9 protein-coding genes and 2 tRNA genes are annotated in these 11,830 nt (G+C 63.3%); 3 read left to right on the top strand and 8 right to left on the bottom strand.

Translation table 11 applies throughout. The annotated features are described in order from the left end of the window. Positions 1-3 precede the first annotated feature (3 nt). Positions 4-1,062 carry a hypothetical protein gene (locus J2W94_RS02880; protein ID WP_310090136.1) on the top strand — a complete coding sequence of 353 codons (1,059 nt, stop codon included), beginning with the start codon at positions 4-6 and terminating at the stop codon, positions 1,060-1,062. A 64-nt stretch (positions 1,063-1,126) separates the two neighbouring features. On the opposite strand, the gene J2W94_RS02875 is transcribed toward J2W94_RS02880, so the two are convergent. Next, positions 1,127-2,146, bottom strand: a complete 1,020-nt coding sequence (locus J2W94_RS02875) for a polysaccharide deacetylase family protein (RefSeq protein WP_310090134.1) — start codon at positions 2,144-2,146, stop codon at positions 1,127-1,129. On the opposite strand from J2W94_RS02875, the gene J2W94_RS02870 reads away from it, so the two are divergent. Then, positions 2,145-3,059, top strand: a complete 915-nt coding sequence (locus J2W94_RS02870) for a glycosyltransferase family 2 protein (RefSeq protein WP_310090133.1) — start codon at positions 2,145-2,147, stop codon at positions 3,057-3,059. The genes J2W94_RS02875 and J2W94_RS02870 overlap by 2 nt on opposite strands. Positions 3,060-3,085: 26 nt before the next feature. Here the strand turns inward: J2W94_RS02870 and J2W94_RS02865 are convergent, their stop codons facing one another. Then, on the bottom strand, positions 3,086-4,480 hold the full coding sequence (locus J2W94_RS02865; RefSeq protein ID WP_310090132.1) for a TIGR03013 family XrtA/PEP-CTERM system glycosyltransferase: 1,395 nt from the start codon (positions 4,478-4,480) through the stop codon (positions 3,086-3,088). Between the two features lie 356 nt (positions 4,481-4,836). Further along, positions 4,837-6,399: a right-handed parallel beta-helix repeat-containing protein gene (locus J2W94_RS02860; RefSeq protein ID WP_310090131.1), complete on the bottom strand. Its 1,563-nt coding sequence runs from the start codon at positions 6,397-6,399 to the stop codon at positions 4,837-4,839. 297 nt (positions 6,400-6,696) lie between these two features. On the opposite strand from J2W94_RS02860, the gene J2W94_RS02855 reads away from it, so the two are divergent. Further along, a tRNA-Arg gene (locus tag J2W94_RS02855) sits at positions 6,697-6,773 on the top strand. Positions 6,774-6,938: 165 nt separating this feature from the next. On the opposite strand, the gene J2W94_RS02850 is transcribed toward J2W94_RS02855, so the two are convergent. The 5 genes from J2W94_RS02850 to recA form a co-directional block, all read right to left on the bottom strand. Continuing rightward, positions 6,939-7,031: transfer RNA gene (locus tag J2W94_RS02850), tRNA-Ser, on the bottom strand. 79 nt (positions 7,032-7,110) lie between these two features. Continuing rightward, the gene (gene csrA / locus J2W94_RS02845) at positions 7,111-7,323 is read right to left on the bottom strand and encodes a carbon storage regulator CsrA (RefSeq protein ID WP_093280882.1); all 213 of its coding nucleotides are present in this window, start codon (positions 7,321-7,323) and stop codon (positions 7,111-7,113) included. 144 nt (positions 7,324-7,467) lie between these two features. Then, entirely contained in the window at positions 7,468-10,116 is a 2,649-nt protein-coding gene (alaS, locus tag J2W94_RS02840; RefSeq protein WP_310090130.1) for an alanine--tRNA ligase, read from the bottom strand. 111 nt (positions 10,117-10,227) lie between these two features. After that, entirely contained in the window at positions 10,228-10,743 is a 516-nt protein-coding gene (gene recX, locus J2W94_RS02835) for a recombination regulator RecX (RefSeq protein WP_310090128.1), read from the bottom strand. Positions 10,744-10,793: 50 nt separating this feature from the next. Further along, entirely contained in the window at positions 10,794-11,828 is a 1,035-nt protein-coding gene (gene recA, locus J2W94_RS02830; protein WP_310091558.1) for a recombinase RecA, read from the bottom strand. Between the last annotated feature and the right edge of the window lie 2 nt (positions 11,829-11,830).

Raw genomic sequence — 11,830 nt, 5'->3', positions numbered from 1 at the left:
CCGATGAATTCCCTGTCGCCGCCGCCGCAATACGTCACCCGCGACGGCGATGCCTTGCGCGATCGCGATACCGTTCTGTCGATCTGGCACGGCAACCTGGGACAGGAAGACCGCATCGCGGCGAAGTACGAATGGTTCTACCTGGGCTGTCCGTACGGACGGCCGGTGCTGCAGCTGTTGCAGTACACGCCCGATGCGACCGATATCGGCACCGCCTGCGCGGGCCAGCGCCGTATGCTCTGGCAAGGCAAGGAAATACGCGCCGGCGTGCTGGTGGATCTTACCGTGGTGCCGGCGCATCGTTCATTGGGTCCGGCCCTCATCCTGCAGCAGGGATTGATCCAGGCTGGCCGGCAACAGCTGGACTTGCTGTACGGCTTTCCCAATCCAAAAGCGGCGGCGGTATTCAAGCGCATCGGCTACGAAAGGTTCGCCGACATCGTGCGTCATGCGCACGTGCTGCGCCATACCGGATATCTGCGCAGCAGAATTCCCAGCTGGCTTGCCTATCCCTTGGGCGCTTTGGCGGACCTAGTGTTCGCGGCGAAGGACCGGCTCAAACGCGCACTCGGACCGCGGCTGGATTACGCGTGGTCCGGCCGGGCCGACGCCGCGATGGACGCCTTGTGGCGGGACTCCGAAAAAGGCAGCGGATTGCTGGCCATCCGGGACAGCGCGCATTGCAAATGGCGATTCGACGATTCCCCGCTAGTGCGGACGCGCTATCTATTGCTAACTGCGCCCGGCGATGCAGGCATGCAGGCCTGGTTCGCCACACAGGTGGAAGGAAATACCTTGCACGTGCGCGATTTCTGGTCCAACGCCGGCTGTGGCCGCATGAGCGAACCTCATCTGCTGGCGCTGTCGTGCGCCGCGCGCGAGGCCGGCCACACCTCCGTTTCCGTGGAAATCGCATCCGACTCATCGCGTATCGACTGTTGGAAGCGTTGCGGCTACGTCGAACGGAGCCGTCGGCCCGTGTTCGGCCGCTGGAGCCGTGAGGAAAAACCGGATCCGCAGACGATGGATCTGTTCCTGACATCCGCGGATGAAGACGAATAGACCGACTGATTTCCGCGCCGGAAAATCCCGCGCGATGCGCATAGGCGCCAGCATCGCGCGCGCGTCAGGCCAAGCGCCTTGTTTCCCTGCGGAACAGATAAAGCGCCAACCAGTCGGGACGAAACCTGCCCTTGGTATCGACCACCGCGTCGGTTTCGTAGCCCGTCCGCCCCAACAACCAGCTCGGTTGCGGCGCGACCGAATTGAGCACCGGCACGCTGGTGAATACCAGTTCGTAGCCGGCCTGGCGGGCGCGCTCGGCGATCTCCGGCGTATGGGCGCCATGCGGAAACGACATCGACTCGGCGGTGGGAGCGGACTGACCGAGATGGCGGGCGAGCTCTTCGCGCGCGCCTGCCAATTCTGCGTCCAAATCCGCCGCCGCCGTCATCGGCGTATGGGTCTTGCCATGCAGGCCCAGCGCGATTCCGCCCGCCTGCAACCGATGCAGTTCGCTCGCGTCCACCATATGCCGGAGGCCGTCATCGAGCGCCTGCAGATAAGGAGCCAGTATTTCGCTCCGCCGCGCCGCGTCGAGCTTTTCGAGACGGGCTATGGCCCTGCGCAGCGATGCTATCGACTCGTCTTCCGGCGTCCAGGGTTCGGCCAGCACGGGCGCCATGGCGAGCGCCAATTCATCGACGCGCAAGAGACCGCGACGCCAGGCCGAGATCAAGCGCTCCTGGAAGAAAGGCTGCTGCGTCCCCACCGCATCGGCCACCACGAACATCAAGCCCGGCAGACCCGCGCGTTGCAGTTCCGGCAACGCGTAGTCCGCATTGTCGGACCAGCCGTCGTCGAACGTAATCAAGAGCGCATGCGGGGGCAACGCCGCGCCGGAACGCCGCGCTTCGACGACCTGCTGCAGCGAAACGACGTTGTAATGCCGTTTGAAGAACGCCAGCGACTCGGAAAGATGCGCGACGGACAGCGTGTAGTCGGGATCGCAGGTCCGCCAGCGCGGATCCTGTGGACTCAGCGTGCGGTGGAACATCACCACGGTTAGACTGCCGGCATTGCGCAGGCGGTGGTAGAGGCCCAGCAGACCGCTGGCGTAAAGCAGTTTCTTGGAGAGATCCTTCATGGCGCCAGCGATCGAAGTTTCCGCGATTATACCCACATACAACCGGCGCGAGCTGGTGGTCCGCGCGATAGATTCGGTGCTTTCCCAGACCTGGGGCGTCGATGAAATCGTGGTGGTGGACGACGGCTCCACGGACGGCACGGAAGCGCATCTGCGCGAGCGCTACGGCGACCGCATCCGCTACGTTTGGCAGGCCAACGCGGGGGTCTCGGCGGCACGCAATCACGGCATGTCCATCGCGCAGGGCAGGTATTTCGCATTGCTGGACAGCGACGACGAATGGCTGCCCGAGAAGACAGCGCGGCAACTCGAGTGGATGGAAGCCCACCCGGACTTCGGCATGGTGCTTTGCGATGTGGAGCGCGTGGATAGCGACCACCGCCTGATCGATGTGTTCCGTCGCCGCGATACGATCCCCGAAGACGGCTGGATCCTGCGTTGGATCATCCATAACCCCGCCCTCGCGCCCGCTTCGGCCTTGCTGCGCCGGGAAGTGGTTGCCGATGTGGGCGGTTTCGATACCGGCCTGCGCACCGCCGAGGACATCGACTTCCATTTACGTGTGGCGCAGCGTTGGCGGATCGGCGTGGTGGAAGCTTCGCTGGTTCGCGCCATGCGCGGCCATGACGGATTGTCCGCCGAGTCCACCACCTATGACGATTACGTGCGCGTGGTGGAGCGCGCTGTCGAGAACGCCAAAGGAGTAGTCGACGAAACGGAGTTGCACCGCGCGCTAGCCGCCACCTACGCGCGCAACGCGCGCGGAATGTTGATCCGCAAACGCTGGCGGGATGGATGGAGCCTTGCGATGCGGGCATGGCGGCTGACACCGGATCGCGCCTTGCGCGGCGATCTGTTGCGGCTTATTCCTTTCGGCTTGCGTCGCGCCGTTCGCGGCCTGCTTCCCGGTTGAAGTAAACGCCCTGCGCTTGCCGCCGATCAGCGCGCGCCGCGCCCGAACATCACCACTTCCACCGTTTGCAGCAGGATCATCAGATCGAATACCAAGCCATGGTTCTTGACGTAGAACAGGTCGAACTTCAGTTTTTCCTCCGCGTCCTGCACGGATGCGCCGTACGGATAACGTAATTGCGCCCAGCCGGTGAGGCCCGGCTTCACGCAATGGCGTACGCCGTAGTACCGGATTTCATCGGACAACAGGTTGACGAAATGCGGGCGCTCCGGTCGCGGCCCGACGAAGCTCATGTCGCCGCGCAGAACCGCGAACAACTGCGGCAATTCGTCCAGGCGGGTCAAGCGGATGAATTTTCCCACTCGCGTGCTGCGATCGTCATCTTTGCTGGCCCAACGCGCCACACCGTCCTTTTCCGCATCCGCGCGCATGCTGCGGAACTTGGTCAGGGTGAAGTTCTGGCCGCGTTGGCCGACGCGCGTCTGACTGTAGAGAATCGGGCCTTCGGATTCCAGGCGCACCGCCAGCGCGACCAGCAGCATCACCGGCCACGCCATCAGCAGCAATACGCTGGCGGCGACTAGGTCGAAGAACCGTTTGCTCAATCTGCGCGGCGTGGAATAGTCGAAGCCGCCGGAGAACACGAGCCAGGACGGATCCACCACGTTGAGCTGCACCATGCCCGCTTCGCGCTCGAAAAAGGTGGAGATGTCGATGACCGAGATGCCGCGCTGCACACAGGTGAGCATGTCTTCCATGGGAAGCCCACCGCGGCGTTCGTCGGGAGCTATCACCAGCTCATCGATCTGCAGGCGTTCGGCCAACTCGTGCAAGCCGTTTTCAGGCATCTCCTGCAGATCCTTGCTGACCAGGACCGCTTGACCGGGCACCGCTACGAAACCGACCACGACGAACGAACGGCGGTCCGATTGGCGACGCATGCGGCTGTTGATCAGCTCCGCGTTCTTACCCGCCCCGAATACCAGGATCCGCTGGCGCAGCGCATCGGCGCGGATCACGTGCACGGAGATCGCCCGTACCAGGATCACACCCGCCAACCCCATCGCCAGCGACATGGCCAACACGCCACGGCCGATATAGGTCTGGGGAATCAGGTAGTACAGGACCACCAGAGCGATGCCGCCAAAAGCGAACGACAGCGTTGCCCGCAACAGGAAGTCCAGCCGATTGTGGCGGACATGCACCTGGTACATGCCGAACGCCGCCATGGCTCCGGTGATGAAAAGCGCCACCAGCACCGCGCGCAAGGGCGCCTGCTGGGAAAAAATGATGTGGCTTTCCGGATCGTCGTGGAAACGGATCCAGGCCGCGATCATGACCGCTAGGATCAAGACCAGCATTTCGGCGAGCCAGAGGAAGCGGACGGCGCGGGCCTTGCGGCTTGCGTTGGCGGATTTCATCGGTCGCTTCCCACGGCTGGCGCGCAGGACCTTTCCTGGCGACGAGGCAGGCGTTTATCACCCGGAGCCCTGCCGCTTCCACGTAATGTCATCGAACGACGCATCTCTTTCCCCCGTGGCGTACCGTCCAGCGCTGGCGATCCCGACCCTTCCGCATGAGCCGCCGATCCAGCGCTCGCCCACCTGTGGGTAGGCTATCCAGTACAACGCCACGGAAGCAGCGATCCGGCCACTGCCTGAGTCTGCTTACCGGCTGATCCCAACAGGGAAGTCCTATCGGCCTGTCCAAAACCAATCCAGCCGCTTCGAGGCGGCTGGATTCGTTATCTGGAAGGGGCGCGCTTGCCCGGCTGCCGCTAGTCCACCACAAAGCGCCGGTAACGCCTGGCCGGCGATTGCCGCCAGATCGGTCTTCCTCGATCGCCACGAACCGCAGGCGCCTGCGGTTCCGAGGACGATGATTGTGCCGGCGAGGACGATTGGACCGGCAAGGCAGAGGAGGTCTGCCCTCTAGGCGGAATCAACGGCTGCGAGCCATTGACGCGGATGGGGGCGGATCCACTCGACTCGAACTGTTCCAGAGCGCCTATCTCTATGATTCCCCCCAACGCGAGACGCGGCTTTTGCGCGCCGATCGCCATTTTTGCGCGCAGTGGCGGGTCGAAGACGGCCAGTACCAGTGGCGTCGGGAAAGGAAACGCAGCCGGGGTCACCGGCGCATTGTTGCCGGCATTGATCAGCGGGCTTCCTGCTGCCGGCCGCAGCGAGCGCTGCGCGAAATTGGTCAACAGCGGATCGGCGCCACGCGAGGTTCCGGTCCACTCCGCCGGCACCAGGCTGGCTGAGGTCTGTACCCAGTTATTGCTGCCCGCGACCTTGCGGCCCCCGGACCAGGGCTCCCGGCTCTGCGGACCGCAGGTTGGCACCGAAACGTTGCTGGCCGGATTTTCCCGCACGATCGCGGGGGATCCGGACGGCTGATAGACCACGTTGTTGTGCATCTCCAGCGACCCCTGGCCAAGCTGCACAAGGACCGCGTTGACCGCACCTGCTCGGTCGAAAAGAATCGTGTTGTTGACCAACCGGGTTCTGCCCTGATTGCGGCCTTCCAGGTCTCCGCCGATACGCAATGCGTTACCCGAGCGGCTGCTGGAATTGTGGATGATCACATTGCCCACCACATCCGCGTCCTCTCGCCGGAGGTCGGCAGTCCATGCGGGCTTCTGCGTTTCGCAATCGGGTCCTATCAATTCGATCTCATGAAGGTTGGAGCCCTCGATCCAGTTGTAGTAGATCTCGGCCCTTTGATGGCGCACACGCACTAGCACGCCGCCCGTGGCGTCATGCACATAGTTGTAGCGCATGCGGAACACGGTATCGGGGAAGGCCACCTCGTCCGACTGCATGTAGATGGCATGGCGGGTATCGCCCTGGCCGGAATTGGCTATTTCGCTGTATTCCAGCGTGAACGCGCCCGAATTCTGATCGGCCGCCAATATTCCGTGCGACGGGCAGTCGTGGATATAGGCATCGCGGACGGTCACGTTGTGCGCTTCGCTGAACACACAGGTGGTCGTACCGCCCCGAACCTCGAAGCCTTCGAACACGATGTGGTTCGATTGTTCGAACTTGATCGTGTGCGTGCCGCCCTGCAATACCGGACGTGTAGTACCGACAGCGCGGCGCCAGCGGATGATGACCGGATTGGCTTCCGTACCGCCATCGTCGTCGCCCACCACGATCCCGCCGGAATAGGTGGCGCCACCATCCACCTCGACGATATCGCCCGCAGCCAGATTGTTGCTGGTGAATACAGCCGACAGCTGTGTGTACTGGCGACCCGATCCCGCGGGTCCTACGGTGTAGGTTGCGGCCGAAGCGGCGGCAGGAACCATCGCCAGCAGACCTGCCAGACGCAAAAACCTTCTCAAACATTGCATTCGCTTTTAACCCCCAGCGCCATGGCGCCGTTGATCCCCTGCTCTTCCATTGTCCACATTCCAGCGTGAACACGTCGCTAAAAAAGACCTGCAAAAACGTCGTCTGGGCGGACCTGACGCACATTCCCGACAGCAAGTCTCCTCAACAGCCGCAAATCGGGGCGTTGGCGGGCACGGCAACGGTCAAGCGGCCGGGCGGCCAACCTCGCCCGAACCGCGCTATCGATAGCGATGATTGACGGCTTAATTCAGTTCGTGCAAAATTCCGCTTCTAATGCGCCCGTAGCTCAGTTGGATAGAGTACCTGGCTACGAACCAGGCGGTCGGGAGTTCGAATCTCTCCGGGCGCACCATTAAAAACAAGAAAGCCAGCGGGCAACCTCGCTGGCTTTTTTGTTGGCCTGCACGGAACCCGAGCCGGCCAGTTACGTATCCGCATATCGAGCATCGTTTCCCGGCGCTGCCGATCGCGAACCGCAGGCACAAAAAAACCCTGAAAATCAGGGCTTTTTTGCTAGTGGCGGAGAGTGAGGGATTCGAACCCTCGATAAGGCTTTTGACCCTATACTCCCTTAGCAGGGGAGCCCCTTCAGCCGCTCGGGCAACTCTCCGGGATTTCGAAGCGAACAGCAGTGCGTCGCCTCAGCCGTTTAGGATACCGGCTGACTGCGATGACGGCAAACGAAATCGTCAGCTCGAAGAGCTGGTTTCTGCGGGTTGCGCGGGGGTGTTGGCATCTTCACCGCGTTGGATGCGCTGATAAATTTCTTCACGATGCACAGCCACGTCCTTGGGCGCAGTGATACCAATGCGCACCTGATTGCCCTTGACGCCCAGCACGGTCACGGTGACCGAATCGCCGATCATCAAGGTTTCGCCAACTCGGCGAGTCAAAATCAACATTACTTTGTCTCCTTAATCCGGCAAGAGTAGTGCCGGGAGGACGTTTTAGCCTTAACGGAGGCATAAACGCTTCCTGATACATTCATAAACGTGAAACATGGTAACGGCCGGCCAGTCCGGCCCGCAAGCTCATGTTTCATGGATTCAGGGCCGTATCCGTTGGGCTACCCATGCCGGAACGTCTGCTAGTGCCGAGGCAAGGGCGGGCCCGTCCTCGCCACCACCCTGGGCGAGATCCGGGCGGCCGCCGCCCTTGCCCCCGGTGAGACTGGCGATATGCGCCAGCAGTTCCCCCGCCTTGACCCTGCCTGTTGCGGAGCCATTCACGCCGGCCACCAGCGAGGCCTTGCCTTGGGCCGTACCCGCCAGGACGATGACCGCATCGCCCAGTTGTTGCTTGAGCCGATCCATGGCTTCCCGCAACGCCTTGGCGTCGAATCCTTCCAGCCTTGCGGCCAGTACGCGCACGCCTTCGATCTCCACCGCTGAGCCCGCCAGATCCGCAGTGGCGCCGGAGGCGGCCTTGGCCTTCAGACCTTCCAGCTCACGCTCCAGCTTTTTCTGGCGTTCGGTCAGTTGCCGTACTTTGTCGACCACCTCTCCTGCGCTGCCGCCCAGCAGGGCCGCGGCTTCCTGCAGGCGTTGCTCTTCCGCGGAAACCAGATCGAGCGCGCCTTGCCCGGTCACCGCTTCGATGCGACGCACGCCCGACGACACGCCGCCCTCGCTTACGATCTTGAACAGACCGATATCCCCGGTCCGGCCGACATGCGTGCCGCCGCAGAGCTCGGTCGAATAACTGCCCATCTTCAGCACCCGCACGTGCTCGCCGTACTTCTCGCCGAACAAGGCCATGGCGCCGAAATCCAGGGCTTCCTGCATGCCCATGTTGTGCACCTCCGCCGCGTGGTTGGCGCGGATTTCCGCATTGACGCGGCGTTCGATCTCGGCCAATTCGGCCGCGTTCACCGGTTGGAAATGCGAGAAGTCGAAGCGCAGCCTGTCCGGCGCCACCAGCGAGCCCTTCTGCTGCACGTGCGTGCCGAGCAACTCGCGCAGGGCGGCATGCAACAGATGCGTGGCGGAATGATTGAGGATGGTGGCGGCGCGGCGCGGCGCATCGACCGAACCCAACACGTGGTCACCGACCTTCAGGCTGCCGACCGCAACCCTGCCGACATGACCATGGAACTGGCCGGCGTATTTCAGCGTGTCGTCCACTTCGAACTTGACGCCCTGCTCGGCCAGCACGCCGGTGTCGCCGACCTGGCCGCCGGATTCGGCGTAGAAAGGCGTGCGGTCGAGGATCACCACGGCCTCATCGCCCGCGCCGAGGGAATCGACCGGGCGTCCCTCCTTCAACAGCGCGACCACTACCAGGCCACCGGCATCCAGCGCTTCGTAGCCCAGGAATTCGGTGGGCTTCAACTTCGCCACCAGCTCCGCAGGCAAACCCGAGCCGGCAGAGAACTTGCCCGCGGCGCGCGCGGTTTCGCGCTGCTGTTCCATCGCCGCGTCGAAACCCTGCATGTCGACCGACAGCCCGCGCTCGCGTGCGATGTCGGCGGTCAGGTCGACCGGGAAACCGTAGGTGTCGTACAGGCGGAAGGCATCGGCGCCCGGAATCACTTCTTTGGCGCGCGCAGCCACGTCATCGAAGATGCGCATGCCCGAGTCCAGGGTCTCGGCGAAGCGCTCTTCCTCGGCTTTCAGGGCGCGCTCCACCAGATCCTGCGCCGCCGGCAACTCCGGATAGGCTTCGCCCATCAGTGCGACCAGCGTCGGCACCATCTTGTGGAAGAACGGCTGGCGCACGCCCAGCATCCAGCCATGGCGCAGCGCGCGGCGGATGATCCGGCGCAGCACATAGCCGCGGCCTTCGTTGGAGGGCAGCACGCCGTCGACGATCAGGAACGAGCAGGCGCGGATGTGGTCGGCGATCACGCGCAGCGACTTGTTCTCCAGATCCGCGGTGCCGGTCAGCTCGGACGCCTTGGCGATCAGCGCCTGGAAGAGGTCGATTTCATAGTTGGTGTGGACGTGCTGCAGGATCGCGGCAAGGCGCTCCATGCCCATGCCGGTATCCACGCAAGGCGCCGGCAGCGGCACCAGCATGCCATCGGGCTGGCGGTCGAATTGCATGAACACCAGGTTCCAGATTTCGATGAAACGATCGCCGTCCTCGTCCGGCGAGCCCGGCGGGCCGCCGGCGATATGTTCGCCATGGTCGTAGAAGATCTCGGTGCAGGGACCGCACGGGCCGGTGTCGGCCATCTGCCAGAAGTTGTCCGACGCGTAAGGCGCGCCCTTGTTGTCGCCGATGCGAACGATGCGTTCGGCCGGAATGCCGACCATCTTGTTCCACAGCTCATAAGCTTCGTCATCGGTGTGGTAGACCGTGACCAGCAGGCGCTCCTTGGGTAGCTTCCAGACCTCGGTCAGCAGTTCCCAGGCCCAAGCGATGGCGTCTTTCTTGAAATAGTCGCCGAAGGACCAGTTGCCCAGCATTTCGAAGAAAGTGTGGTGACGCGCGGTGTAACCGACCGAATCCAGGTCGTTGTGCTTGCCGCCCGCACGCAGGCAACGCTGGACGTCGGCCGCACGCACGTAGCTGCGCTTCTCCGCGCCCAGGAACACGTCCTTGAACTGGACCATGCCGGAGTTGGTGAACAGCAGGGTCGGGTCGTTGCCGGGCACCAGCGGGGCCGAAGGCACGATGGTATGGCCCTTGCCACGGAAGAATTCGAGGAAATCGCTACGGATCTGGCTGCTACTGAGCTTGGGAGTAGTCATCTGGCTGGCATTTGGCGGGCGGGCACGTCTGAAGTGCCGCGATACCGACAAGATGCGGACGCATGCTGGAACAGACAACCCAATCCGCAAAGGTTAACAGGCCAGGGCGGTTCAGTCCTCCGGGTCGCTACGCAAGGCCAACCTGACCGTGTCGCCATCGAAGCCGCGTCGGTACAGGAAATCGGCGGCCTTGCGCCGCTGCGCCGGGTCGGCCGAAGCCAGATCCGGACCAAAACGGCGGCGGGCCAGATCCCGCGCCGCCTGACGCCAGTCGCCGCCGAAAGCTTCGATGGCGGTCTCGATGGTGTCGCGGTCCAGCCCATGGGTACCCAGCTCGGCGCGGATGCGGAGGGGCCCCTGCCCATGGGCGGCCCGGGTGCGCACCAGCATTTCGGCAAAGCGCGCATCGCTCTGCCAGCCATCGCCTGTCAGCCTTTCAATCGCAACCGATGCGGCCTCGCTCTCGATCCCGCGCTCGGCCAGCTTGCGCGCCAGCTCCTTGCGCGAGTGCTCCCTTCGCACCAGCAGTGCCAAGGCACGCTGGGTAGGCGTCAGTTCCCGCTGCTTGCGCTTGCGGGAACCGGGGAGAACATCGGTATCTGGAGCATTAGCATCTTCGTCCGGCACGCCGACTCACTCCTGATCGAAAAAGCGGCGCTTCCCTGCGCCAATCCCGATCAAATTTCTGCGTCTTCGTCGACCTCGTCAGGCTTCACCTCGGTCGGCTGGAACTTGTCGCGCAACTCGCCTTCCAGGCGGGTCGCGACCTGCGGGTTGTCCTTCAGGTACTGGCGCGAATTATCCTTGCCTTGGCCGATGCGCTCGTCGCCGTAGCTGTACCAGGCGCCCGCCTTGTCCACCAACTTAGCTTCCACGCCCATGTCGATGAGTTCGCCTTCGCGGCTGATGCCTTCGCCGTACAGAATCTCGGTGATGACCTGCTTGAACGGCGGCGCCAACTTGTTCTTCACCACCTTGATCTTGGTCTGGTTGCCGATGATCTCGTCGCCCTTCTTGATCGCGCCGATGCGGCGGATATCCAGGCGCACGGATGCGTAGAACTTCAGCGCGTTGCCGCCGGTGGTCACTTCCGGGCTCTGGCCGGGCATCATCGCGCCGATCTTCATGCGCAGCTGGTTGATGAACAGCACCATGCAATTGGAACGCTTGATATTGCCGGTCAGCTTACGCAGGGCCTGGCTCATCAACCGGGCCTGCAGGCCGGGCAGCTGGTCGCCCATTTCGCCCTCGATTTCGGCCTTCGGCGTCAGCGCCGCGACCGAGTCGATGACGACCATGTCCACCGCGTTGGAGCGCACCAGCATGTCGCAGATTTCCAGCGCTTGTTCGCCGGTGTCGGGCTGCGACAGCAGCAGATCGTCCACGTTGACGCCCAGCTTGGCGGCGTAGATCGGATCCAGCGCATGCTCGGCATCGATAAAGGCTGCGGTGCCGCCGCGCTTCTGGCACTGCGCGATGGTCTGCAAGGCCAGGGTGGTCTTGCCAGAGGATTCGGGACCGTAGATTTCCACCACGCGGCCCTTGGGCAGGCCGCCGATGCCGAGTGCGATATCGAGCATCAGCGAACCGGTGGGAATGGCCTCAACCGCTTCGATGATCTGGTCGCCCATGCGCATCACCGAGCCCTTGCCGAACTGGCGTTCGATCTGGGTCAGGGCCGCGGAAAGTGCGCGCTTCTTGTTCTCGTCCATCG

Source organism: Pseudoxanthomonas sacheonensis (assembly GCF_031455975.1).
GTDB classification, from domain to species: domain Bacteria; phylum Pseudomonadota; class Gammaproteobacteria; order Xanthomonadales; family Xanthomonadaceae; genus Pseudoxanthomonas_A; species Pseudoxanthomonas_A sacheonensis_A.
This window is presented reverse-complemented; position numbering and strand designations above follow the sequence as displayed.

Coding starts and splice junctions, on each gene's coding strand:
- J2W94_RS02865 (WP_310090132.1), bottom strand. CDS start 4,480: ATGAAATCCGCCAACGCAAGCCGCAAGGCCCGCGCCGTCCGCTTCCTC.
- J2W94_RS02880 (WP_310090136.1), top strand. CDS start 4: ATGAATTCCCTGTCGCCGCCGCCGCAATACGTCACCCGCGACGGCGAT.
- J2W94_RS02875 (WP_310090134.1), bottom strand. CDS start 2,146: ATGAAGGATCTCTCCAAGAAACTGCTTTACGCCAGCGGTCTGCTGGGC.
- recA (WP_310091558.1), bottom strand. CDS start 11,828: ATGGACGAGAACAAGAAGCGCGCACTTTCCGCGGCCCTGACCCAGATC.
- J2W94_RS02870 (WP_310090133.1), top strand. CDS start 2,145: ATGGCGCCAGCGATCGAAGTTTCCGCGATTATACCCACATACAACCGG.
- csrA (WP_093280882.1), bottom strand. CDS start 7,323: ATGTTGATTTTGACTCGCCGAGTTGGCGAAACCTTGATGATCGGCGAT.
- alaS (WP_310090130.1), bottom strand. CDS start 10,116: ATGACTACTCCCAAGCTCAGTAGCAGCCAGATCCGTAGCGATTTCCTC.